The following is a 23,245-nucleotide window of genomic DNA, read 5'->3' on the forward strand; positions in this document are numbered from 1 at the left end:
GCCGGGGAAGCAGTGTCTGAACTGTGATGATCGACTTCGCGATGACCGCTGGTCCCGGCCGGATCCGGGGGCGGCGGGTGGGTGTGGGGCCGCTAGGGTCTGAGGGTGATGCGTGAGTGGGTGGAGCGGGCGGTTCCCGGGCCCTGGTCGTGGCGGCTGGTGGTCCGCGAGGTGCTGGGCGGGCTCGTGGTGTGCGGGCTGGCGGCGCTGTGTCAGAAGGCGGACGGCGGGACGTGGCCGACGGGGCTGGTGGTGGGCGCGGCGGGGGTGCTGTTCCTGCTGCGGCGGGGGCTGCCGGGGCCGGTGCTGGTGCTGTCGGCGGTGGGTGTCGGCGGGCCGAGCGGGTTCCTGCCGCTGCTGGTCGCGGCGGGGTACTCGGCGGGCCGCCGGATCACCAAGCCCTGGTACGCGCCGGTGGTCTTCACGATCGGCTTCGTGCTGAACTTCGCGGCGGGCGTGCTGCAGAACCACCGCGACCACTTCCCGCTGCCCGCGCTGCTCGGCATCTGCGTGGTCGGCTACCTGCTGCTGGGCGTGCTGCCCGCCCTGTTCGGCCGGTACCGGGCGCAGCGCACCGCGCTGCTCGACAGCCTGCGCGAACGCAACGAGCAGCTGATCCGGGAGCGCGTGATGATCGCCCATCAGGCGAGGCTGCGCGAACGCCACCGGATCGCCCAGGACATGCACGACAGCCTCGGCCACCAGCTCGCGCTGATCGCCGTGCACACCGGCGCGCTGGAGGTGGACCGCACGCTCGGCGAGCGGCAGCGCGAGGCGGTCGGGGTGCTGCGGCAGGCCGCGACCGGCGCGATGCGCGAACTGCGCCAGGTGGTCGGCCTGCTGAAGGAGGACTCGGCGCCGGCGGCGGGCGGCGTGGACGCGATCGACCGGCTGGCGGAGAACTCGCAGGCGGCGGGCACGAACGTGGAGCTGCGGCACGAGGGCACGCCGCGCGAACTCGCCGCCGCCACCGGCCACGCCGCGTACCGGATCGCCCAGGAGGGCCTGACGAACGCGCACAAGCACGCGCAGGGCGCGCTGATCGTGCTGACGGTCCGGTACGAGCGGGACTCGGTGATCGTGGAGGTGGTGAACGGCCCCGGCGGGGACGGCACTTCGGCGGTGTCCGGCGGCCAGGGCCTGACCGGCCTGCGCGAGCGGGCCCGGCTGCTCGGTGGCGCGATACAGGCCACCGCGCAGCCGGACGGCGGGTTCCGGCTGGCCGGACGGCTTCCGTACACCTCGGACGGGGCGCTGGCGGCGATCCCCGAGGAAGAGGAACTGCGGGAACTGGCCGGGGAGTTGATCGGCCCCGAGAAACGCCGCCGGAGCCCCGCGATGGGCTGCGCACTGGGCGCGGCCGCGGTGCTGGGCGTGGTCGCGGTGGTCGGCGTGATCGGCGTGCTGATGTTCGTCAGCTCGATGCGCGACGCCACCGTGTCGACCAAGCTGTACGACTCGATGGAGGTCGGCCAGTCCGAGGGAATGGTGAACGCCCGGCTGCCGGTCGGCAGCGACTTCCTGACCGGCGACTTCAAGAAGTACGGCCCGCCGGTGCCGGACGGCGCGCACTGCCGCTGGTTCGCGGGTGACCTGAAGATCAGCACCGGCGACGGCCAGGACGTGACGCGGTTCTGCTTCAAGGACGGCCTGCTGCTCGAGAAGCAGCACTACCAGACCCGGCCGACCGACCGGCCCTCGTCCGGTGCGGGCGTCAACTCATCGGGATCCCCAGCTCCTTGATCCGCTTCGCGTGCTCGTCACGGATCCTGGCCAGGGCCCGCGGACGGAACGGGTCGTCGGCGGCGATCGCCGCCGCGGCCTCCAACGCCTCGTCCAGCAGGCACAGTTGGATGTCACGGCGGAGCAACACCGGGTGGTGGCGGGTCAGTTCGATGGCCGCGAGGGCCAGCTTCGGCAGGTGCACCTGCGGGTTGTCCCGGGCCAGCAGGCGGTGCGCCCGGTAGGCCTGCCACGGGGTGGGGGCTTCGCTGCCGGCCAGCAGCACCCGGGCACGCAGGGCCATTTCCTGATCGACGTGTGCGGACACACGACTCCCATCAACTCGTCCAACGGGGGCAATGCGGACGAGTCTGCGCCCGAACGAACCGCTCGGACAAGGGAAAACAACTGTGCTCCCAGTCCTACCGTGAGCGCCCGTGAACAGGCAGAATAGGGGTCGACACGCTGCCGGAGCCGGCGGCGGCGGCCAACCGGGCCTCGACCGCGTCGAGTTCGGCACACGCCTCGGCGCGCAGCGCGGGCAGCAGAGTGAGAGCGGCACGGGCCGCGTCCGGGTCGGGCTCCGGATCCCGGTGCGCCGCGGCGACGGCCTCGCGCAGCGGCAGCGTGGCCAGCGCCGTCTCCCACGCGGCGCGGTGCACGCCCGTCGCATAGCGGAACGTCAGGTACTCCAGCGGGCTCAGCGCCGGCGCGTCCTGGTCGGCCGGGCCGGCCAGTCGGTGCTCGGGCAGCAGCCAGGCGACACCGTCGCGGGCCACCAGGTCGAACGCGCGGGCCAGGTCCGGCGCGCTGGAGCCGCGGGCGGTGGCGGTCGACGCCGCCGCCAACAGCCGCTCCAGCATGGCCGCTTCACGCGGATCGGCGGTCCGGTCCGGATGCTCCTGATCGGCGAGCAACTGCTCCAGGTGGTAGCGCTGCCCCCAACTGCCCACCGAGCGGTGCATCGCCCCCGCCCGGGTCTCCCGGATCGCGGCCAGCGCCAGCGCCCGCGTGGTCAGATCACGCCGCACCGCGAACCGGTCCCCGTTCGGGAACAGCCGCTCCAGCGCACAGCGCACCGCGGCGACGGTCGGCCCGTCGTACCAGCGAAGCGTCCAACGGTGCCCGGCCTGCTCGTACTGCGGCTCGATCGGGACGCGGAACTGCACGGACAGCCGGTCGGCGATCCGCCGCGCCTGCGGGCCGCGCTGCGGCCTGGGGGAGGGGGAGGGGGTGTGCATGGCCGGAGACTAGCCAGCACCCCGCGGGGCGGCGGGCGACGCGCGGGGCGGCTCAGCCGTTCGCCGCAGCGCCCGCAGCCGTCCGGGCCGGGGCCGCCACCAGACGCGGCGCGGGCACCCGCCGACCCGCCGCCACCTGCGAATTCACCGGCCGTGCGGCGGCGCGGCCGCACGGCGCGGTGAACTCGATCGCGGCCAGCCGGGCCGCCGACGCGCGCGGCAGCAGCACCACCGACGCCACCCCCGCCGGCAGCGGCGCATCCGCCGTGACCAGCGCGCGCAGCGCCGCACCCGCCCGGCGGTGGCGCGCGAACGCATACCGCGACACCCGGCGGCCACGGCGCCGCTGACCGTCCGCGGCCTGCGCGGCCGTTGCGTCCAGCAACAACAGGTGCAGCCGCCGCCCCTGCCGGTGCGCGGCACGGGCGATCGCCCGGCGCACCCACGGCAACGCCCCGCAGTCGTGCACCACCAGCGGCCCGCCCGCCCGCAACGCGGCGTGCAGCCGCAGATAGTGGGCGCCGCGCACCAGCGGCCGGTACAGCGCGTACGGAACGCCCGGCAGGACGGCGGCGAAACGCTGCCGGGTGTGCTGGGAATCGATCACCCGGGTCCGGGCACAGCGCGCCATCAAGGTGCTCTTGCCGCTGCCGGGCAGACCCGAGACCACCAGGACGTCGTTCGCCGGATAGGCCAGCACGGCCGGCGCCGGACGGTCCGTAAGATCGTGCCGGGCGTGCGGACGCAGCAAATGATGCACACGGGCCCCCTCAAGAGTGTGCCAACGGAACGTCATGTCAACGTCATGCCCCGGGCATTGGGTTCCAGACCTGCGGCAATGCGCCTGTGACGCGGCTGTGTCCGTTCCCGGACACCCTGCACGCTTTCCGAACAAAGATCCGTGGCAGGGTGGACCGATGCGAACGGCCCCCACGGCACGCGCGTGAGGGGACAGAGGGGAATGGGTGGGCACAGATGAGGTTCTGCTTCCTGGTCGAGGAGCACTACCGCCACGACGGGATGCCGCTGGAGGTGGTCCACCACCTGCGGGCGGCCGGCCACCGGGTGGACGTACTGCGCCCCGGCGCCGAACTGCTCGACCTCGCCCGGCTGATACGCAGCGGCACCCATGACGCCTGGGTGCTGAAGACCGTCTCCGGCGGGCCGGGCCTCGGCCTGCTGGAATCCGCCGCCGCGGCCGGACTCACCACCGTCAACGACGCCCGGGCGATCCGGCCGGTCCGCGACAAGGCGCAGACCGCCGTGGTCGCCGCCCTGCACGGCCTGCCGATGCCCCGCACCTGGGCCGCCGCCGACCCCGCCGCGTTCGCCGCGATACCCGAACGGCACTACCCGCTGGTCGTCAAACCCGCCGACGGCTCCTCCGGGCGCGCCGTCCACCTCGTCCAGCACCCCTCCCAGCTCGCCGAGTTGGCGGGCCTTTCGGGCGGGGGTCTTTCGGGCGGGGGCCTGCAGATCGCGCAGCCGTACATCGCCAACGACGGACTCGACCTCAAGGTGTACTGCGCGGGCGGCGAGTTCTTCGCCACCCAGCGCACCTCGCCGCTGCACCCGCACCGGCCCGCCACCGAACGGCCCGTCCCGCTGCCCCGCGAAGTCGCCGCACTCGCCGCGCAGGTCGGCGAGGTGTTCGGCCTCGACCTGTACGGCCTCGACGTACTGATCGGACCCGACGGACCGACCGTCGTCGACATCAACGACTTCCCGAGCTTCCGGCAAGTACCGCACGCCGTCGAACGGGTCGCCGACGCCGTGGTCCGCCTGGCCCGCACCGGCTCCTCCTGGCCGACCCCCGACGCCGGTGCGCTGCTCACGCCTGCCCCCGCGCCCGCCCCTGCGCCCGCCTCGGCCTCGGCCGCCCGGTGAGGGCGCTGCGCATCGCGGTCCTGGCCCGCGACCTCGACCACCCGCTGCTCGCCGCCACCCGCGAACTCCTGTCCGCTGACGGCCATTCGACAGTACCGGCCGGCCAGGACGCGGACCTGCTGCTGCTCAAGGCACGCAGCGCCGCCGCGCTCCGACTCGCCCGCCGCTACGAACAGGCCGGTACCGCCGTGCTCAACTCCGTCGCCGCCACCGCGTTCTGCCAGGACCGCACGGCGATGGAACAGCGCGCCCGCCGCGCCGGCCTGCCGTTCGCGCCCACCGTCGCCGACGGCCCGCTCGGCGAACTCGGCTGGACCGGCCCCGTGGTGGTGAAGAGCCGGCACAGCCGGCGCGAAGACCTGGTGGCCAGGGCCGACACTCCTGAACAGTGGCGGGCATTGATCGATCGCTGGGCGCCCGAACCGGTCATCACCCAGCGGCCGATCGCCGGCGACGGCTGGGACCGCAAACTCTGGGTGGTCGACGGGCAGGTGTTCGCCGAACAGCGCCGCTCCGAACTCCACCCCGGCGGCCCCGCCCGCCGCCCCTGGACACCCGGCCCCGAAGAACGCGCCCTCGCACTCGCCGCCGGCGCCGCCTTCGGCCTCGACGTGTACGGCATCGACCTGCTGCCCGGACCCGACGGCCCGATCGCCGTCGACGTCAACGCCTTCCCCGGCATCCGCCACCAGCCCGGCGCGCCCGAGGCACTGGCCGCACTCGCCGTCCGCGTTGCCACGGCCGCCGCAGACGGTCGAGCCGCGGACGTGGGCCCGCCGCGGCTCGGGCCGCCCGCACGCGGCTGACCTGCGAACGCCGCCCGCCGGAGGCCCGGTTCCACCCGCGCCCCGCCCGATCGCGACGCCCCGGGCGACCCGTCGGTCCACCCCCACGGTCCAATCTGCGAGAATCGGGCGTCGAACGGGGCCAACGGACGAGGAGGAACGCAGTGCGCGAGGAGGAACCGCGGTCGCGGCTTCCCCAGCTCCGGCTGGACGAACTGCTGGCCGAACTGCAGGCCCGGATCGACGTGGCCCGCGGCACCCGGGACCGGGTGCACAGCCTGCTGGAAGCCGTACTCTCCGTCGGCCGGGAACTGGAACTCACCCAGGTGCTGCGCCGGATCGTCGAGGCGGCAGCAGTCCTCGCCGACGCCAAATACGCGGCACTCGGCGTGATCGGCGCCGACGGCGACACCCTCTCCCAGTTCCTCACCGTCGGCCTCAACGAAGCGGAAATCGCCAAGATCGGCCCCTACCCCACCGGCAAGGGCCTGCTCGGCGAACTCATCCGCCACCCCGAACCGCTGCGCCTGGACGACCTCCGCGAACACCCGGCGTCCACCGGCTGTCCCGCCCACCACCCCGAGATGCGCACCTTCCTGGGCCTGCCGGTCCGGGTCCGCGACGAGGTGTTCGGCAACATCTACCTGACCGACAAGCGCGGCGCCGCCGGATTCGACGACGACGACGAATCGGTCATCGCCACCCTTGCCGTCGCGGCGGGCGTCGCGATCGACAACGCCCGCCTGTACGAGGAGGCGCAGCGCCGCCAGCGCTGGCTGACCGCCACCGCCGAGATCAACCGCCGCCTGCTGTCCGGCAGCTCCCGCACCCAGGTGGTCGAGCTGATAGCGCAGCGGGCGTGCGACATCAGCGGCGCCCGGCAGGCCGACGTGCTCACCGTGCTGCCCGACGGCAACGGCCTGCACATGGAGCTCTCCCTCGGCGGCGACCTGACCGGCCGGGCCGGCGCGGACGTCCCGCTGGAGGGCACCATTTCCGGCGCGGCCTGCGCCCAGGGCGCGCCCGTGACCTCGCACGTCCTCGCCGAGGACCCGCGCTTCCCCGCCCGCGCCGACCGCTACGCGGGCCTCGGCCCCGCCGTCGCGGTGCCGCTGGGCCGGGCCGAGGGCCACACCGAGGGCGTGCTGCTGCTGGTCCGGGCGAGCGGTGAACCGGAGTTCACCGAGCGTGAGATCGAACCGCTGCTGGCCTTCGCCGACCAGGCCGCGCTGGCCCTGGAGCTCGCCGAACGACGGCGCGACGCCGAACAGTTGGCCGTCCTGGAGGACCGCGACCGGATCGCCCGCGACCTGCACGACCTGGCCATCCAGCGCCTGTTCGCCACCGGCATGACGCTGCAGAGCGCGTCCCGCTTCATCGACCACCCCGGGGCCTCCGACCGCGTGCTGCGGGCGGTCGGCGACCTGGACGAAACCATCAAGATCATCCGGTCGACGATCTTCGGACTGCGGGTCCGCGAGGCCGGCGCCGGACAGGGCCTGCGCGCCCGCGCCGTCCACGTGGTCGAAGAAGCCCACTCCGCGCTCGGCTTCGCCCCCCGCCTCAGCATGGAGGGCCTGCTCGACACCGACGTCCCGCCCGCCGTCGCCGACCACCTGGTGGCCGTCCTCGGCGAAGCGCTCAGCAACGCCGCCCGGCACGCCAAGGCCGGCCGCGTCGAGGTCGCCCTCCAGGCCACCGGCAGCCAGGTCGTCCTCACCGTTCAGGACGACGGCGTCGGCATCCCCGCCCAGGGCCGCCGCAGCGGCCTGCGCAACCTCGAGGAACGCGCCCACTCCCTCGGCGGCACCCTCACCGTCACCGCCCCGCCCAACGGCGGGACCACCCTCAACTGGTCGGCCCCACTGAGGCATTGAGCGCTCTGCGTTTCCGGAATTCGGTTGTCGGCGCTTGTGCGGTCCCATCAGAGTGATCTCCGCCAAGTGGCGTTGACGTTCGACCGAAGGGGAGCGTGGCTGTGACGATCGCGCACCAGCTGTATCTGGCGACCGAGGAACCGGCGGAGCAGATCGCCGCCAGGGTCAGCCGGCTGTACCGGGAGAAGGGCCTCAGTGAAGAGCCCCCCGCTCTCGGGGAACTGCTCGAGGTCTCCGGGGCCGCGACCGCGCGCGGGACGAGGATCCACGTTTCGGCTCCGTCGGGGTATCCGGTCGACACCGTCGACCGCGAGTTCGGGGTGCCCTCGAAGATCGAGCTGTGGATCGAGCCGGCCCGGTACGAGCCGCCCGGCCCGCAGGACGAGGACATCATCGCGCTGGTTCTGGGCCTGCTGGCGGAGCTCCCGGTGGATGCGGTCCTCACCTACAACTACGAGATCGTCTGGCTGCTGCGGCGCGGGGAGGACCTCGTCCTGCACGAGGACCCCCTTATGTGGCCCGAGCACTGGCGGGCGATGATCGACGGGCCGTACCGGCGGGAGAGCCTTCGGTTCTGAGGCTCAAAGCAGCGCCTGTTCGTCCGGTTCCGCCGCCGCCGGTTCCGTCGCCGCCCGTTCCGCCGCCGCCCGCGCTGTCTGCCGCTCGCGAGCCCACGCCGCCAGCGGCTGGAGCGCGTCGTTGAGGCGCGCGCCGTCCTCCGTCAGCGAGTACTCGACGCGGGGCGGCACCTCGTCGTAGGAGACCCGGCGCACCACACCGTCGGCCTCCAGCTCGCGCAGGTGGGAGGCCAGGACCTTCTCGGTGATGCCCGGCAGCAGCCGGCGCAACTCGCCGAAACGGCAGCACGGTTGCTCGTGGAGCGCCCACAGGATCAGCACCTTCCACTTGCCGCCGATCACCTCCATCGCGGCGTCGATCCCGCAGACGTGTCCCTCCGGCGTACCCGGTCGGTTCAGCGTCGTCATGCCCCACCCTCCTGACCTGCTCACTCACCCCGGGGTAACCACCCACTGCCAAGTGCGTACTTGATCACTTCCGGGTCCTGGACCAGCCTAATCGGCATGGCACAGAACACTGTTGAGAACACCACCACCACCACCGCTGACCGCACCCCGGTGACGCTGCTCGGCCTCGGGACCATGGGCACCGCACTGGCCCGCACCTGGCTTGCCGCCGGCCACCCGCTCACCGTCTGGAACCGCACCCCCGCCCGCGCCGAGGCCCTCGCCGCCGAGGGCGCGAAGGTCGCCGACGACGCCGCCGAGGCGGTCGCCGCGAACAGCCTGATCGTCGTCTGCCTGCTGGACGACACCTCGGTCGGCGACGTCCTGGCCGGGACCGACCTGACCGGCCGGGACCTGGTCAACCTCACCACCAGCACCCCCGCCCAGGCCCGCGCCCGCGCCGAGTGGGCCCGCGAGCGCGGCGCGCGCTACCTGGACGGCGGCATCATGGCCGTCCCGCCGATGGTCGGCATCCCGCAGGCCGGCGGCTACGTCTTCTACAGCGGCTCGCACGACCTGTTCGACCGCCACCGGCCGACCCTTGCCGTCCCGCTCGCCACCACCTACGTCGGCGAGGACCCGGGCTTCGCCGCCCTGCACGACGTCGCCCTGCTCAGTGCCATGTACGGAATGCTGGCCGGCGCCGCCCACGCCTTCGCCCTGATCCGCAAGGAGAACATCGACCCCACCACCCTCGCCCCCCTCCTCGCCGACTGGCTCACCGCGATGGCCCCGTCCGTCCACCAGACCGCCGACCACCTCCGCACCGGCGACTACACCACCGGCGTCGTCTCCAACCTCGCCATGCAGGTCGCCGGCACCCCCACCTTCCTGCGCACCGCCGAGGAGCAGGGCGTCAGCCCCGAACTCCTTACCCCTTACTTCGAGTTGATGCGCCGCCGGCTGGCCGAGGCCAGCGGGGAGGAGGACCTCACGGGCGTGATCGACCTGCTGGCACGCTGACCGGACCCAAGCGGGCGCGGGGCTGCGGTGGCCGTTGAGTGGGTGGCAAGTGGGTGGCAATCGGGCGAACGTACGGTCGGTGCTCATACCGGGACATCGCCACCGGGCGGTCCCGCCGGCCGTGGAGAGAGGCCTGATGCTACGCAAACTTCCGATGGTGGTCGTGTCACTACTGACGTTGGTGGCGTCGTTCCTGGTCACCGCGCCCGCCGTGCATGCGGCCAGTCCGTGTGATGCGCCCGAGCCGCCGCCGTCCTGCAACACGCCCCCGCCGGGCGGCGGGTCGGGGACGCCGCCGACGCCGAGACAGGTGCCGTACAGCTATCCGGAGTCGTTGACGCTCAGTGGCTGGTGCGTGGATGTGCCCAATGGGTCTCCGGTCACCGGGAACGTGATCCAGATCTGGGGGTGCAACAACTCCGGTCCGCAGCGGTGGATTTCGCGGCCGGTGGGGAACGGGGTGTCGTGGGTGAACGCCGGCTCGGGGAAGTGCCTGGACGTCAAGTGGGGCGCCTCGGCCGACGGCACCTCCGTCTGGCAGTGGGACTGCAACGGGACGCCCGCGCAGGTGTGGCGTGACGAGCCGTCGCCCTTCGGTGGCCGGCAACTGGTCAACGCGGGCAGCGGGAAGTGTCTGGACGTCCCGAACGCGGACTTCCGTTTCGGCAACCCGCTGCAGATCTGGGACTGCCACGACAGTCCGGCCCAGCGGCTCGGCCGCCAGGCGGTTCAGCCGTGGCCGGGCTCGCGGCTGCGGCCGATCTACGCGATCGCGCACAACCTCAACTCCGCGGACCGGGTCGGTTCGGCGCTCGACGCCGGATACAACGCCATCGAGGTCGACGCCGCCAACCACGCGTACGGGGGCTGCTTCGTCGACAACTGGGAATGGGTGGCGTGCGACGTCGGCAACCCGGCGTCCGAGAACGTCGACAGCGGCAACGTGGACCGCAAGCGGGTGTCGGCGATCTTCGACGAGATGGCCGCCCAGCGCCGCGCCGGACGCAACCTCACGCTGGTCTGGGTCGACATCAAGAACCCCGAGAACCGGGACCTCGGCACGCTGAAGGCGCTGGCCCGGGACAAGCTGGTGGCGAACGGCATCCAGGTGATCTACGAGGTGACCTGGGGCAACGACAAGCGCACCCTCTGGGACGACCTCAAGCGGGACCTCACGCCGTCCGAGGGCGTGATGGTCACCGGGACGTACCAGGACGCCAGCATCGCCTTCTCCTACAACGGCGGCGGCGTCAACTTCCAGCACCGGCTGGTCGACGACGGCTCCGCGATCTTCGCCACCGCCGTCGGAACCTGCGGCAACGACGGCAGCGACAAGGTCGCCGGCCTGAAGCAGAGCACCGCGATCCGTGACTCCGGCTACCTGACGGGCGTCTTCTCCTGGACCATCGGCTCCTCCTCCGGCGCCGCCGCATGCGCCGCCCGACTGCTCGGCGAGGCGGGCGTGGACGGCCTGATCGCCGGCTACAAGCTCAACGACTACCAGCGCTCCGGCGACACCGACCAGGCCGTGAAGAACATCACCGACTGGGTCAACGCCCACACCGACCGGGCACGCCTGGCGACGATCCAGGACACGGTCTTCGCCTGAGAGCCGGACGGAAGCCCGCCCCCGGGAAAGATCCCCCGGGGGCTCGGCACGTCCTGCTGGACGAGCCGCCCGGACTCGCGGGTGACGTCGAGGACCAGGACGGCCGCGTGCACCGCGCACGCCAGCCCGTGCCGGGCCGTCCACGCGTCGACCAGGTCGGGCCGGCGTTCGTCGCCCCACCACTCGCCCGGCGGTAGTAGCTGTGGCAGCACGGCCGCTCCCAACGGGTCAGCCGCGCCGCCGAGATGGGCCCGGGCGGCGGCCACAGCGACGGATCGTTGCCCGTGGTGGCGAGTGCCCGCTCGATCGCCGTGCGGTGTTCCGCGAGCAGGGCGTCCTCGGCGGCGACGGCCTCGGCGCTCGGCCGGACGGCCAGCGACGGCACGGGGCGGCCGCGACGTGAACCGGTCTGCCCGCCGGCGGATCGGGGACCTGTTGTCGGAGACCCTGGCCAGCGCCGCCGGCGCCCGGGCGTGGTCCGCCTGGGGGAGGAGGACGGATCCGCCCGGGAGCGGACGTGGTGATCCGCTCCCGGGCGGACGTCAACCACCGTGCCTGAAGCCTAAGTTCGGGGACATGAACAGTTTCCGCCGTGCGGCCGTGACCGCCGTGCTTGCCCTCGTCCTGCCGCTGCCGGTCGTCGCCGCGGCTCCCGCCTTCGCCGCTGCCCCGCCGGTGTCCGCCGCCGCCCCCGTGGCGGCCGGGTTCTCGGCCTCGCTGCCGCGCCCGACCGGACCGTACGCGGTCGGGCGGGACCTGTTGCACCTCGTCGACCGGAACCGCCAGGACCCGTGGGTGCCGTCGGCGGGGCCGCGGCAGCTGATGGTGTCGATGTACTACCCGGCCCGGGCCGGGAGCGGGACGCCCGCGCCCTACATGACCACCGAGGAGGCCCGGCTGCTGCTGGAGAGGAAGACGCCGACCGCCCCCATTCCGCCCGAGGCGGTGGCCGGCGTCGGGACCTGGGCGCGGGTGGACGCGCGCCCGGTGGGGGGCCGTTTCCCGCTGGTGCTGCTCTCGCCCGGATTCACCTTCCCCCGGGCCCTGTTCAGCAGCGTCGCCGAGGACCTGGCCAGCCGCGGCTACGTGGTGGCGCTGATCGACCACACCTACGAGTCCACGGGCGTCACCTTCCCGGACGGCCGGACGCTCCCCTGCGCGATCTGCGACCAGCCGCCGGAGGGCGGGCTGCCGGCCATCGCCGAGAGCCGGGCGAAGGACGCCTCGTTCGTCATCGACCGGCTGACGTCGGACAGTTCGCCGTGGGAGCGGGCCCACCTGATCGACCACCGGCGGATCGGCATGGCCGGGCACTCCATCGGCGGTGACGCCGCCGCCGTGACCATGGCCAACGACCGCCGGGTGCGGGCGGGCGTGAACATGGACGGCACGTTCTTCGCGCCCGTCCCGGCCGGCGGCCTCGACGGACGGCCGTTCCTGCTGTTCGCCGCCGGGGTGCACGACGCCCCGGGCACGGACCCCAGCTGGGACGAGGCCTGGTCCCGGCTGGACGGCTGGAAGCGCTGGCTCACCGTCGCCGGAGCCGACCACGGCACCTTCAGCGACCTGGAGCTGCTCGCCAAGGCCGCGGGCATGCCCGGCAAGCCCGGGGCGATCGACCCGGTGCGCGGGCTGGCGGTCACCCGGACGTACCTCGCCGCCTTCTTCGACCTCCAGCTGAAGGGCAAGCCGCAGCCGCTGCTGGACGGGCCGTCCCCGGACCAGCCGGAGGTGTCCGTCCAACTCCCGTAGCGCAGGCGGTCGGTGTCCCCGTTCGGCGCTCTCAGCCGGACGGGGACACCAGGCCCGCTCTCAGCCGGACGGGGACACCAGGCCCGCGTCGTAGGCGGCGATGACCAGGTGGATGCGGTCGCGGGCGTCCAACTTGGTCAGCAGGCGGGCGACATGGGTCTTGGCGGTGGCGGGGGCGATGAACAGCTGCTCGGCGATCTCGGTGTTGGACAGGCCGCGGCCGACCAGGGTCAGCACCTCGTGTTCGCGTTCGGTGATCCCCGGCAGGCTGCGCTTCGGCGGGGCCGGGGTGAGCCGGTCGGTGAGGCCGGTGAGGTCGGCGATCAGGCGGCGGGTGACGCTCGGCGCGATCAGCGCGTCGCCGGCGGCGACCACGCGGATCGCCGCGAGGATGTCCGTCAGCGGCATGTCCTTGACCAGGAAGCCGCTCGCCCCGGCCCGCAGGGCGCCGTAGACGTTCTCGTCGTCGTCGAAGGTGGTCAGCATCAGCACCCGCACCGGCGGGTCGGCCGCGCCGGCGCCCGCGGTGAGCAGCCGGGTGGCCTCGATGCCGTTCATGCCGGGCATCCGGATGTCCATCACCACGACGTCGGGGCGGACCTCGCGTGCCCGTTGGACGGCCTCGGCGCCGGTGGCCGCCTCGCCCGCGAGTTCCAGGCCGGGGGAGTGGGTGATGGCCATGCCCAGCCCGGCGCGCACCAGTTCCTGGTCGTCGGCGAGCAGTACCCGGACGGCGGGTGCGGAGTCTGTGTCGGGGGCGATCATACGGGCAGCCTAGCGGCGACCCGGAAGCCGCCCTCGGGGCGGGAGTTGGCGCTGAACCGGCCGTTCAGCAGGGCGACCCGCTCGCGCATTCCGGGGATCCCGTAGCCGGTGCCGGCGGTGCTGCCGGCGCGTCGGCCGGGTGTGCCGCGCTGGCCGTCGTCGAGCACTTCGATGGTCAACTCCCGCTCCTCATAGGCGATGTGGACCTCGCAGCGGTCGGCGCCCGCGTGCCGCAGGACGTTGGTGACCGACTCCTGGACGATCCGGAAGGCGGCCAGGTCGATCTCGGGCGGCAGCGGGCGCGGCCGTCCCTGCCGGCGCACGTCCACCTCGACGCCGGCCTGCGCCATCGTCTCCGTCAACCGGTCGATGGCCTCAAGTCCCGCGAGCGGTGGGGCGATCGAGGGGTCCTCGCCGCCGGTCTCGGCGTGCCGCAGCGAGACCAGCATCCGCCGCAGGCCGGACAGTGTCTCGCGGCTGGTGGCCTCGATGGCGTCCAGGGCCCGGCGCGCGCCGGCCGGCTCCACGTCCAGTACCAGGCTTGCCGCACCGGCCTGGATCGCGATGACGCCGATGCTGTGCGCCACCACGTCGTGCAACTCCCGGGCGATCCGCAGCCGTTCGACGGTGATTGCCTGGTGGGCGGCGTACGTGCGCAGGTCCGCGCTGTAACGGCGGTGCTGGCGTACCGAGTTGCCGATCGCCCACGGGATCGCGATGCCGGCCGCGAACGCCGTGGCGGTGCTCGCCAGGTCGCTGAGTTCCGGCGCGTCGTGCCGGACCACCAGCAACTCGCCGAACCAGACGGCGAATTCGGTCGCCCCGGCGAGTACGGAGACCCGGCCCGGGCGGACCGCCGCGAGGTAGCCGAGCAGGACGTTCAGCGCCATGAACAGCGGCCACGTCCGCTCGCCGAGCGCCAGCACGACCACCGATTCGGCCAGCAGCACCCCGAACACCTGGGCCGGCCGGCGCCGGGCCCAGCAGACCGGCAGCGCCAGCGCCGCCGCGAGTGCCGTCCGTGGGACGAGGTCCACCAGGAAGCCCGGGTGCCGGAGTCCGAACGGCGGGGCCATCTCGAACGTCGTCGACATGAACAGCAGCAGCGCCAACTGCCCGGCTGCGCACCAGCTCAGCGCAGTCCAGACCCCCGACGGCAGTCGCCTCAGCCACGGCGCGCGCGGCACATCCCGATTCATGCGGGTGATGGTAGCCAGCGGCGCCGCCGCCGGCGTCCGCCCTCGGGCATACATCCACAGGTGGACAGTGGTAGGGCGGTCAGAGGCCGAACAGCTTCGCGGCGTTGTGGTGGCAGACCGCCCGCAGCCAGTCGGATCCGAGGTCCAGCCGTTCCAGGGCGCGGAGTTGATGCAGATAGGGGTAGGGGATGTTCGGGAAGTCGGTGCCGAGCAGGACGCGGTCGCCGAGGTCGGCGAGCCGGGTCAGGGCGGGCCGGGGGAAGGGCATGAAGCTCTCGGTGAAGTCCGTGAACGCCATGGTGGTGTCGAGGTGTACGTGCGGGTAGCGCTCGGCGAGGTCCAGGAACTCCTGGTACTCGGGCATGCCCAAGTGGGCGACGATCAGCCGCAGTCGGGGGTGCTGGGCGAGTACCCGGGCGGCCGACTCGGGGCCGGTGAACCGGCCGGGCGCGGGCCCGGAGCCGCAGTGCATCACCACCGGGACGCCCGCCTCCGCCAACATCCCCCACGCCGACCGGAGTTGCTCGTCCGCCGGATCGTAGTCGCCGACCTGCACATGCGCCTTGAACACCCGGGCCCCCGCGTCGAGGGCCTCGCGGACGTACTCCCCGGTGTCCGGCTCGGGGTACAGCGTGGCGGTGTGCAGGCAGTCCGGGGTGCGGCGGGCGAAGCCGACGGCCCAGTCGTTCAGCCAGCGGGCCATGCCCGGCTTGTGCGGGTAGAGCATCGAGGTGAACGCCCGGACACCGAACTCCCGCAGCACGGCCGTGCGTTCGGCTTCCTCGGTGCGGTAGGTGATCGGCCAGGCCAGGCCGCCGACCAGTGGCCCGTTGGCGTCGAAGTACTCCCACACCTTGCGCAGCACCCGTTCGGGCATGAAGTGGGTGTGGACGTCGATCAGCCCGGGCAGGCCGAGCCCGCCCCAGAACCGGCGCACCTCGTCCGCCTCCGCGCGGAACTCCTCGCCCAACGGCTCGACACTGTGCGGCTCGTGGAGTGAACTCACCTGAACTGCCCCTCTCGTGAACATGCGGAACGCGCGAGACGCGCGAAACCGGATCAGCGTATGCCGCTCCCGTTTCCGGCCCGCGCCCGCCCTCGGCTCCCCCCGCCGTCGACCACCAGGGCCCGGAACCGGGTACGACGGTCGGACGGGGATCCAGGCGTCCTCCGTGCGGCCGCGCCCTGTGCGGACCAGCCCGCCTGGCAGGCGGCCGCAGACCCTCCGACCATGGACCCTGTGCGTCGCTGCACCGCGCAGCCGGCATCGTCACTCCCGTCCGGAGCCCAGCGGAGGAAGCATGACCACGACCCCCGGAAACCCGACCGCCGATCAAGTCGTCGCGGCGCCCACCTATCTGGCGGACATCCGGTTCTTCTTCCGGCCCGAGGACGTCGACCACATGGCCGCCAAGGGGATCGAGCTCGGAACCTACGACGGGGTGAGGAAGAACGGGCTCGCCATCCTCGCGCAGACCTCTCCGCCGAACGCGCAGATGCCCCCGGACCAGGCCGGGAAGTGGAGCGCCGATCGCGTCCAGACGTTCAAGAACTGGATCGTCAACGGCTACCCCCTCGGTACGGCGACGGGCGGCGGGCCCCCGGCGGGCGGCCCGGCCCCGACCAGGCTGCGAAAGGATGTCACCACACTGACCGACGCCGAGTTCACGCTGCTGAAGACCGCGTTCAGCGGCCTGATGGCCCGCGACCCGGCCGCGGCGGACAGCTACTTCGTGCTGGCCGGGCAGCACGGTCTCCCGCAGAGCTGGTGCCTGCACCACGAAGACCGGTTCAATCCCTGGCACCGTCAGTACCTGATCAACTTCGAGGACGCGCTGCGTTCCGTCCCGGGCTGCGAGACGGTGACGCTCCCCTACTGGGACATCACGACCGCCCTGCCGGACCGGCTCCAGCACCCGCCGCTCGACCAGTACGTCCTGCCGGCCGATCCCGGCGCCAACGCGACGCCGCAGCCCGTCACCGGGTACTTCCCGTACACCACCCAGCGGTTCCCCGTCGCGACCATCACCCAGAACATGCAGGACTTCGGGGTGCTGGACGACATCACCACCTCGCTGACCCAGTCGCTGTGGGGCGCGTACAACGTCAACGGGTACCAGGACTTCTCGATCCAGGCCCACGACGGCGGCCACGGATCGATCGGGCCGACGATGGCCGACCAGAACGTCTCATCGTTCGACCCGGTGTTCTGGTTCTTCCACTGCAACATCGACCGCCTCTGGCTGAGCTGGCAGACCCGCGCCCAGGCGACCACACTGACCGGCTTCCGATCCACTCTGGGTACCGACACCGGCTGGCTCACCGCGCCGTTCAACGCACTGCCACCGTTCACCACGACCGCCGACCAGACGATCGAGACGACCGTCTCGTACGACCGGCTGGACGTCCCCGGCCCCGCGGAGCGCGTCATGGAGAACCTGTCCGGGAGCACCGACGCCGCCAGCCCCTTCGCGTTCCGCAGCACCGACCCGGTGTCGGTGCGGGTGAAGGGCATCGACCGGCTGAACATCCCCGGGTCGTTCTTCGTGACGCTGCTCGCCGACGGCGCGCCGGTCGCGAAGCGCTACTTCTTCCAGCCGAAGATGCCGCGGAAGTGCCCGACCTGCGTGAAGCACGGCATCATCAACCTCGACTTCCGAATGCCGCAGGAACAGATCCAGGACCGGACGCTGTCCGTCCGCATCGACGTGCCCGGGCACTCCGAGGAGGTCGGCACCGCGTTCCCGCTCGCGCAGGCCGGCAACCCGACCGTCAACGCGCGGCTGCTGGTGCAGGACGCGTAGCCGGTGGCGGCGCGGGCGGCGGACGGGAGGTTCCGGTGCGGGAACCCGTGATCGCCACCGCCCTGCTGATCGCCCTGACCGGCTGGTGCGTGGTGCACGGCGTGTCCGGCATCGCGGCCGGCCGATGCGCGGACCGCCGGCTGGAGGCGGCCGAGATCGTGATGGCGCTCGCGGTGGCCGCGATGACGGCACCGGCGTTCGACCCACTGCCGCAGGGCCTGTGGGCGGCCCTGCTCGCCGCGTCCGCGGCCTGGCCGGTACGCCGAAGCCCGGCACCCGCCGGGCGGCACCAGGAGCGCCACGCGGTGCCGCCCGGTGCCCGGGCGCACCACGCCCACCACGTCGTCGGCGCGTCCGCGATGGTCGCCCTCGCAGTGGCTCCGAAGCACCACCACGCCGGCGGCACCGGTGTCCAGGCCGCTCATGCCGCGGTGCCGGCCTGGACGCTGCTCCTCCTGGCGACGTACTTCCTCGGGTACGCCGCCGTAGGAGTCGCCGCCCTCCTGCTGCCCCGCCCGGCCACGGGCCGCCACCCGGCCCGTGACCACGCACCCGGGCCGGGTGGTGGCCCGGGTGCGCGGTCACGGGCACCCGGGCCGCCCGCCCTGCTCCGCCTGGTTTCGGCGCGTCGCACGGTGATGGCCATCGGCATGTTCTACATGCTGGTCGGCATGAGCTGACCCCCCGGCAAGGCCCCCGCCGCCGGAGGGGTGCTCAGTCGGCGGTCAACTCCTCGAGGTCGGCGAGGAGTTCGGAGGCGGTGACGGCGTCCAGGTCGGCGAAGCGCTCACCGTACTCGCGGCGGGACCGGTAGTAGTCGCGGGCCCGGGTGTCCAGCCACACCGTGCTGAAGGTCTGCTCGGGGAACTCCGTCACCACGCTGACGTAGATGCCCGGTTCGAGCGCGATCACCAGGTGCCGGCCGTTCGGCAGCGGCTTGTGGAACCAGCGCTCGACCCCCGCGTCCTCAGGGGTGCCGCGCTGCCAGCCGCGCTTGGTCATGCCCAGCAGACGGCCCACCGGTATCTTCGCTCCCTCGAAGCGGTGCAGCCGGTGCCCGGCGGCCTCCTCCGCCGTCAACGCGGCGGTCGGACGGGCGAGTTGGGGGAACGGCTGGAGCAGCCCGTGGCCGGCGAAGAGCGCGGACCAGGCGGGAACGTCGAGGTGCAGGGGGTGGGCGAGGCGGACGACGGCGTCCTCGGGGAGCGTGAACGCCTCGTCGCGGACATCGGCGAAGGCGCCGTCCTCGGCGACCCGGAACGCGGTGTCCGCCGTGCTCCAGACGAGCCGGCGGACCAGGTGCCGGAGCAGCGGGTGATCGACCAGCAGGGTACGGAACTCGGCCGCCGACCAGGTCCGTCCGGCGACCATCGCGGCTTCCAGGCGCTGGATCTGCACGCTCGCCAGCGCCCGGACGTCCTTCTTCAGCGCGGCGAAGCGCTTGCGTCCGGCCGGCGCCAGCTCCGGGTCGTCCTGGGCACCGGGCGCGGGCAGATCCTTGCGGCGCTTGCCGTCCGCGTCCAGCACGAACGGACGCAGCTGCTCGTCGAACCCGACCGTGAACGTCCGCGCACCGTAGTCGACGACCGTCGTGCCGTCCGCGTCCAGCCCCAGATCGGGCACCAGCCGGTCGCCGAGCTGCTCGCCCGTCAGGCCCAGCGCCTCCGCGATCTCGGCGACCTTCTCCTGCGCCCGCGACTTCAGCGCCTTGAACTTCACCCGCTGCCCGATGCCGTGCAACTGCATCAGCGCGACGTCGCTGCCGATCCCCGCCAGCACGTCCAGGCCCTCCACCGCGCGGTGGTGCGCACCCGCACCCGGCCACTCGCGCAGCACCGGGGCCAGCCGGCGCGCGGTGTCGTCGTCGCCCCACTCGCCCAGCACGAACAGCGCCCAGCTGTCCGCCGCGGGCATCCCCGCCTGCCGCCATTCCTCGAACAGTGCCCAGCCGAACTCCGCCGCCGACTCCGGCCGCAGCAGCTCAGCCACCAGCGGCAGACCCGGATACGGGTCGCGCAGCTTCGACAGCGACATCATGGTGACCACGTGCCGCACCGCCGACCGCGGCAGCGCCGCACCGGAACGCAGCACCAACTGCGGCAGCGCACCGAGCAGCAGCCAGTCCGGGAACTCCGGCATCTTCGCCGGCAGCGCGTTGACCAGCGGGTCCGCGCTCAGCGCCGCCGCCACCACGGCCGCCGGCGCATCGCCGTAACGTTCCTGCACCGCCGCCAGCAGGACGTCCACGCCCTGCTGCGCCGCGACCAGCCGAAGCGCGCTCTCGGCGGCCAACCGGGCCCGGCCGGCCTTGCCGACCGCGTTCGGCACCAGCAGCAGCGCACCCTCGACGCCGTGCCGGACGAACCACGAACGAGCCGTCGCCCGCTGCGACTTGAGGCGCACCAGGGCGTCCGCCATCACCCCGGCGACGGTGACGTCGCGGAACGGCAGCAGCAGCGGCACCACGTGCCCGGGCTGGGCCGCCGCACCGTCGCGCAGCAACGGCAGCGCGGCCAGGCCGAACCTGGCGACCACCGGGCGCAGCGACTCCGCCGCGTTCCAGTACTCGCCGGGCCGCCAGCCCTCCAGGTACTGGCCCACGATCTCCTCGGGGCCGTGCGCCAGCAGTTCCGCACCGTACCAGAGGCCGCCGGCCTCCCTCAGCCGGATCTCCGCCTCGGCGGCCCAGTCGAAGCCCGGACCGAAGGTCCACGGGGACTGCGTGTCCTCCCGCCACTGCTCCGACTCGCCTTCCGTCCACAGGAGTTGGGCGGTGCCGTCGGCGGTGACCCCGGTCAGCACCTTCGGCTTCCGGGCGGGACGCGGGCGCAGCCACGGCGGCGAGGTCAGCAGCTCGGGCAGTGCGGCGGCCTCCGCCTCCGGCAACTGCTGCTGCGTTCTGCTCAGCGAGGCGACGAACTCGGCGGTGTCGGCGTCGAGTCGCGCCAGCACCTCGGGCAACTGCGAACGGAGCGAGCCGAGGTGACTGACCAGCAACTGCCGTGCGATCGCGGCCTCCGCGCCGACCCGCTGCCGCGCGAACTCCGCCAACAGCCGCACCGCGCGCACCGGGAAGCGGCGCATCGCGTGCAGCAGGCCGGGGCGGACGTGGCGGACCTCGATCCGGTCGAGCAGCAGCCGGAACGCCCGGTCGCCGGGGAACTCGGCTATCTGGAGGGCGAGTTGACGGATCTTGTCGAGGTCGTACTGGGTGTCCAGGGCGCGCCCGAACAGCGGCACGCATGCGGGGCCCACCGCGTCGGCCAAGGTGGGCAGTTGGCTCGGCGGCCAGTTCATCCAGGGGCGGAGCGGCGGCTGCTGGGCGATCCGCGTGACCTGCTCCGCCGTGCCGACCGAGTGCAGCAACTGGGCGACCGAAACCTCGCTGATCTTCCCGAACGCCGGCAGTTCGGCCAGGCATTCGTCCACCCAGCCCGGTACCTCCGGGGCGAGGAACGCGGTCGCCGCCCGGCGGTCCCGCCGGGTCCGGATCGCCGCCAACTCGGCCAGCACGGAACGGTATTCCGGCTCGTCGGCGAGCGCCAGCGCCCGCCGCACCCCCTGCGCCAGCGTGAACGCGAACTCCGCCCCACGCAGCTCCCGGCGGCCCGACCCCTCCGAGATCAGCCCGGTCCGGTGGTGGTTGGGCCGGGCGCAACTCGAGTCGAACTCGAAGGACGCCACCGTGGCGCGGGCCGCGAAACCCAGCCCGAACCGGGCGATCCAGGAGTCCAGGACCTCCTGGATTCCGCCTTTCTGCCAGGTCTCGCGCAGCATCGCCGCGACCGCCGCGGCGCCGATCGCGTCCGGCATCCCGCGCAGGTGCGCGCGGGCGGCCCGCACCAGGTACTGCTCGGAGTTGGCGTCGTCGAGCACCCGCTCGATCCAGGTCTCGTTCTTGGCGATCCGCAGCAGCTCCAGCTCCTCGGCCGCCGCCGCATCCACCACCGGCCGGGCCGGCCCGGCCGGCACCCCGCCGCCACGGCGCGGCACCACCAGCGGGTACCAGGACTCCGGCAGCACGAAAGCGTCCTCGTCCGGCAGTTCGGCGAACTCGGCGTCCCCGGCGCCCTGTTCGACGGTCTCGACGTCCTGCTCGACGTCCTGCTCGACGGCCGCCAGGCTCTTGGCGGTCTGCGCAGCGTCGGCGGACGGATTCGGCGAGGAGGCCGGGTCGGTCGGGGCGGTCGGAGTGGTCGGAGCCTGAGCGCCCCCCGTCTCCCGGTACCCCTTGCGCTCCTTCTCGGCGACCTGCTTCGCGAGGTGCGCCTCGGCGGCGGCCGGGTCCGCGAGTTCCTTGACCTGGAGGCGTCCCTCGGTGCCGATCCGGCCGTAGCGGACCTGCACGGACGCGCCGTCGGTCGCCGCCTCCCAGAACTTCGACGAACCGTCCCCGACCAACTCCCAGCGCCGCACTGCCCCTCCAGACATGCCGATGGCTCCGGGCGGCCGCCGTGATCGTCCGGCCGCCCGGTGGGAACCCTAGCGAGCGGTTCCGACACCACCCCTGGTGGCGCGGAACCGCAGGGGAATCAGGCGCCGCGCTCCGAGGAGGGCGCGGACAGCGTCTGGGTGGCGATGACCGCGGCCTGCACCCGGCGCTCGACGCCGAGCTTGGCGAGCAGGCGGGAGATGTGGTTCTTGACGGTCTTCTCGGCGAGGAACACCCGCTCGCCGATCTGCCGGTTGGTGAGGCCCTCGCCGATCAGCGCCAGGATCTCGCGCTCCCGCTCGGTCAGGTTGGGGAAGTCGGGGGCGGGCGCCGGGGCCTCGCCGCGCAGGCGGGCCATCAGACGGGTAGCCGCGCCCGGGTCGAGCATGGACTGGCCGGAGGCGACGGTACGGATCGCGGTGACCAGGTCGGTGCCGCTGATCTGCTTGAGCACGTAGCCGGCCGCGCCCGCCATGATCGAGTCGAGCAGCGCCTCCTCGTCGTCGAACGAGGTGAGCATCAGGCAGGCGAGTTGCGGCATCCGTGAACGCAACTCCCGGCACACGGAGACCCCGTCGCCGTCGGGCAGCCGCATGTCGAGCACCGCGACGTCCGGGCGCAGCGCGGGCACCCGGGCGAGGGCCTGTTCGACCGTGCCGGCCTCGCCGACCACCTCCAGGTCGGGCTCGGAGTCCAGCAGGTCGTGCACCCCGCGGCGGACCACCTCGTGGTCGTCCAGCAGGAACACCCTGATCGGCGCCGATCCCTCGGACATGGCAGCAACTCTCCTCGCGCAATTCGCGGACGTCAGGGCCGGAGCCCGGACGCAGACACCCTGCAGTCTGCCAAACCGTACCCGGGGGCCGGGAGGGGTACCCGCCTCCGACCGGCCCCGAAGCAGGGCCGGTCGGCCCTTGACAGCGATGCTCGGACGTGCCTGAACCGTTGGGGTGTCGTCCCTCGGTCGTCCGTCGGGCGTCCGCCGGTCGTCCGCCGGTCGTCCGTCGGTCGTCCGTCCGTCGCCCCGGTTCGTGCCCGACCGGGCGGGCAAACAGTGGGCCAAGGCCACCCCAACGGGACGTCAAGCACCAGGGACCGGTCCCGACCTGGGCAGATGGGGGACGTTACGCTCCAGCCTGCCCTGGACGGTGGCGGAGGTGACCTACATTGACGTGGGAGTCCGC

General features: G+C 73.0%; 19 protein-coding genes. 10 read left to right on the forward strand and 9 right to left on the reverse strand.

Annotation, left to right across the window (positions count from 1 at the left end; all coding sequences use genetic code 11):
* The first annotated feature begins 108 nt into the window (after nt 1-108).
* Complete coding sequence (locus tag ACGFWJ_RS23420; RefSeq protein WP_392952713.1) at nt 109-1,743, forward strand: sensor histidine kinase; 1,635 nt, start codon at nt 109-111, stop codon at nt 1,741-1,743.
* Here ACGFWJ_RS23420 and ACGFWJ_RS23425 read toward each other — a convergent pair.
* The 3 genes from ACGFWJ_RS23425 to ACGFWJ_RS23435 form a co-directional block, all read right to left on the reverse strand.
* On the reverse strand, nt 1,715-2,026 hold the full coding sequence (locus tag ACGFWJ_RS23425; protein WP_392952716.1) for a hypothetical protein: 312 nt from the start codon (nt 2,024-2,026) through the stop codon (nt 1,715-1,717). The two genes, ACGFWJ_RS23420 and ACGFWJ_RS23425, sit on opposite strands and share 29 nt — an antisense overlap.
* 118 nt (nt 2,027-2,144) lie before the next feature.
* Nucleotides 2,145-2,963 (reverse strand): hypothetical protein, encoded by an 819-nt coding sequence (locus ACGFWJ_RS23430; protein ID WP_392952718.1) that lies wholly within the window; start codon nt 2,961-2,963, stop codon nt 2,145-2,147.
* 52 nt (nt 2,964-3,015) lie between these two features.
* Nucleotides 3,016-3,723, reverse strand: coding sequence for an AAA family ATPase (locus tag ACGFWJ_RS23435; RefSeq protein ID WP_392952721.1), 708 nt, complete (start codon nt 3,721-3,723; stop codon nt 3,016-3,018).
* A gap of 215 nt (nt 3,724-3,938) precedes the next feature.
* On the opposite strand from ACGFWJ_RS23435, the gene ACGFWJ_RS23440 reads away from it, so the two are divergent.
* The 4 genes from ACGFWJ_RS23440 to ACGFWJ_RS23455 all read left to right on the forward strand — a co-directional run bounded on the left by ACGFWJ_RS23440 (nt 3,939) and on the right by ACGFWJ_RS23455 (nt 8,090).
* Entirely contained in the window at nt 3,939-4,850 is a 912-nt protein-coding gene (locus ACGFWJ_RS23440; protein ID WP_392952723.1) for a RimK family alpha-L-glutamate ligase, read from the forward strand.
* Nucleotides 4,847-5,656 carry a RimK family alpha-L-glutamate ligase gene (locus ACGFWJ_RS23445; protein WP_392952726.1) on the forward strand — a complete coding sequence of 270 codons (810 nt, stop codon included), beginning with the start codon at nt 4,847-4,849 and terminating at the stop codon, nt 5,654-5,656. The genes ACGFWJ_RS23440 and ACGFWJ_RS23445 overlap by 4 nt, the downstream gene beginning before the upstream one ends.
* Nucleotides 5,657-5,799: 143 nt before the next feature.
* Nucleotides 5,800-7,512: a GAF domain-containing protein gene (locus ACGFWJ_RS23450; protein WP_392952729.1), complete on the forward strand. Its 1,713-nt coding sequence runs from the start codon at nt 5,800-5,802 to the stop codon at nt 7,510-7,512.
* Between the two features lie 101 nt (nt 7,513-7,613).
* Entirely contained in the window at nt 7,614-8,090 is a 477-nt protein-coding gene (locus tag ACGFWJ_RS23455) for a SitI3 family protein (protein WP_392952731.1), read from the forward strand.
* Nucleotides 8,091-8,093: 3 nt separating this feature from the next.
* On the opposite strand, the gene ACGFWJ_RS23460 is transcribed toward ACGFWJ_RS23455, so the two are convergent.
* The gene (locus ACGFWJ_RS23460; RefSeq protein ID WP_392952734.1) at nt 8,094-8,498 is read right to left on the reverse strand and encodes a winged helix-turn-helix transcriptional regulator; all 405 of its coding nucleotides are present in this window, start codon (nt 8,496-8,498) and stop codon (nt 8,094-8,096) included.
* A 96-nt stretch (nt 8,499-8,594) separates the two neighbouring features.
* On the opposite strand from ACGFWJ_RS23460, the gene ACGFWJ_RS23465 reads away from it, so the two are divergent.
* The 3 genes from ACGFWJ_RS23465 to ACGFWJ_RS23475 all read left to right on the forward strand — a co-directional run bounded on the left by ACGFWJ_RS23465 (nt 8,595) and on the right by ACGFWJ_RS23475 (nt 12,861).
* Complete coding sequence (locus ACGFWJ_RS23465) at nt 8,595-9,500, forward strand: NAD(P)-dependent oxidoreductase (RefSeq protein ID WP_392952736.1); 906 nt, start codon at nt 8,595-8,597, stop codon at nt 9,498-9,500.
* 154 nt (nt 9,501-9,654) lie between these two features.
* Entirely contained in the window at nt 9,655-11,109 is a 1,455-nt protein-coding gene (locus ACGFWJ_RS23470) for an RICIN domain-containing protein (protein WP_392952739.1), read from the forward strand.
* 576 nt (nt 11,110-11,685) lie between these two features.
* On the forward strand, nt 11,686-12,861 hold the full coding sequence (locus tag ACGFWJ_RS23475) for an alpha/beta hydrolase family protein (RefSeq protein WP_392952741.1): 1,176 nt from the start codon (nt 11,686-11,688) through the stop codon (nt 12,859-12,861).
* A gap of 60 nt (nt 12,862-12,921) precedes the next feature.
* On the opposite strand, the gene ACGFWJ_RS23480 is transcribed toward ACGFWJ_RS23475, so the two are convergent.
* From ACGFWJ_RS23480 to ACGFWJ_RS23490, 3 genes are all read right to left on the reverse strand, one after another.
* Nucleotides 12,922-13,626 carry a response regulator gene (locus ACGFWJ_RS23480; protein WP_392952744.1) on the reverse strand — a complete coding sequence of 235 codons (705 nt, stop codon included), beginning with the start codon at nt 13,624-13,626 and terminating at the stop codon, nt 12,922-12,924.
* Complete coding sequence (locus tag ACGFWJ_RS23485; protein WP_392952746.1) at nt 13,623-14,825, reverse strand: sensor histidine kinase; 1,203 nt, start codon at nt 14,823-14,825, stop codon at nt 13,623-13,625. Before ACGFWJ_RS23485 ends, ACGFWJ_RS23480 begins: the two co-directional genes overlap by 4 nt.
* A gap of 79 nt (nt 14,826-14,904) precedes the next feature.
* Nucleotides 14,905-15,831, reverse strand: a complete 927-nt coding sequence (locus tag ACGFWJ_RS23490) for an amidohydrolase family protein (protein WP_392952749.1) — start codon at nt 15,829-15,831, stop codon at nt 14,905-14,907.
* Nucleotides 15,832-16,126: 295 nt separating this feature from the next.
* Here ACGFWJ_RS23490 and ACGFWJ_RS23495 point away from each other — a divergent pair, with 295 nt between their 5' ends.
* Together ACGFWJ_RS23495 and ACGFWJ_RS23500 are read left to right on the forward strand one after the other, a co-directional pair.
* Nucleotides 16,127-17,629 carry a tyrosinase family protein gene (locus ACGFWJ_RS23495; RefSeq protein ID WP_392952752.1) on the forward strand — a complete coding sequence of 501 codons (1,503 nt, stop codon included), beginning with the start codon at nt 16,127-16,129 and terminating at the stop codon, nt 17,627-17,629.
* A gap of 35 nt (nt 17,630-17,664) precedes the next feature.
* A complete protein-coding gene (locus ACGFWJ_RS23500) occupies nt 17,665-18,309 on the forward strand; it encodes a DUF5134 domain-containing protein (RefSeq protein ID WP_392952755.1) in 645 nt (214 codons plus the stop codon).
* 34 nt (nt 18,310-18,343) lie between these two features.
* Here ACGFWJ_RS23500 and ACGFWJ_RS23505 read toward each other — a convergent pair whose 3' ends face one another.
* A complete protein-coding gene (locus tag ACGFWJ_RS23505) occupies nt 18,344-22,060 on the reverse strand; it encodes a WGR and DUF4132 domain-containing protein (RefSeq protein WP_392952758.1) in 3,717 nt (1,238 codons plus the stop codon).
* A gap of 101 nt (nt 22,061-22,161) precedes the next feature.
* Nucleotides 22,162-22,836 (reverse strand): response regulator, encoded by a 675-nt coding sequence (locus ACGFWJ_RS23510; RefSeq protein ID WP_387642391.1) that lies wholly within the window; start codon nt 22,834-22,836, stop codon nt 22,162-22,164.
* Nucleotides 22,837-23,245: the final 409 nt, after the last annotated feature.

Source organism: Kitasatospora sp. NPDC048407 (genome assembly GCF_043200475.1).
In the GTDB taxonomy this organism is placed as follows: Bacteria; Actinomycetota; Actinomycetes; order Streptomycetales; family Streptomycetaceae; genus Kitasatospora.

Bases quoted from the DNA above. Each gene is read 5' to 3' on its own strand.
- ACGFWJ_RS23420 (WP_392952713.1), top strand. From the start codon at position 109: ATGCGTGAGTGGGTGGAGCGGGCGGTTCCCGGGCCCTGGTCGTGGCGG.
- ACGFWJ_RS23425 (WP_392952716.1), bottom strand. From the start codon at position 2,026: ATGGCCCTGCGTGCCCGGGTGCTGCTGGCCGGCAGCGAAGCCCCCACC.
- ACGFWJ_RS23430 (WP_392952718.1), bottom strand. From the start codon at position 2,963: ATGCACACCCCCTCCCCCTCCCCCAGGCCGCAGCGCGGCCCGCAGGCG.
- ACGFWJ_RS23440 (WP_392952723.1), top strand. From the start codon at position 3,939: ATGAGGTTCTGCTTCCTGGTCGAGGAGCACTACCGCCACGACGGGATG.
- ACGFWJ_RS23460 (WP_392952734.1), bottom strand. From the start codon at position 8,498: ATGACGACGCTGAACCGACCGGGTACGCCGGAGGGACACGTCTGCGGG.
- ACGFWJ_RS23465 (WP_392952736.1), top strand. From the start codon at position 8,595: ATGGCACAGAACACTGTTGAGAACACCACCACCACCACCGCTGACCGC.
- ACGFWJ_RS23470 (WP_392952739.1), top strand. From the start codon at position 9,655: ATGGTGGTCGTGTCACTACTGACGTTGGTGGCGTCGTTCCTGGTCACC.
- ACGFWJ_RS23475 (WP_392952741.1), top strand. From the start codon at position 11,686: ATGAACAGTTTCCGCCGTGCGGCCGTGACCGCCGTGCTTGCCCTCGTC.
- ACGFWJ_RS23480 (WP_392952744.1), bottom strand. From the start codon at position 13,626: ATGATCGCCCCCGACACAGACTCCGCACCCGCCGTCCGGGTACTGCTC.
- ACGFWJ_RS23485 (WP_392952746.1), bottom strand. From the start codon at position 14,825: ATGAATCGGGATGTGCCGCGCGCGCCGTGGCTGAGGCGACTGCCGTCG.
- ACGFWJ_RS23495 (WP_392952752.1), top strand. From the start codon at position 16,127: ATGACCACGACCCCCGGAAACCCGACCGCCGATCAAGTCGTCGCGGCG.
- ACGFWJ_RS23505 (WP_392952758.1), bottom strand. From the start codon at position 22,060: ATGTCTGGAGGGGCAGTGCGGCGCTGGGAGTTGGTCGGGGACGGTTCG.
- ACGFWJ_RS23510 (WP_387642391.1), bottom strand. From the start codon at position 22,836: ATGTCCGAGGGATCGGCGCCGATCAGGGTGTTCCTGCTGGACGACCAC.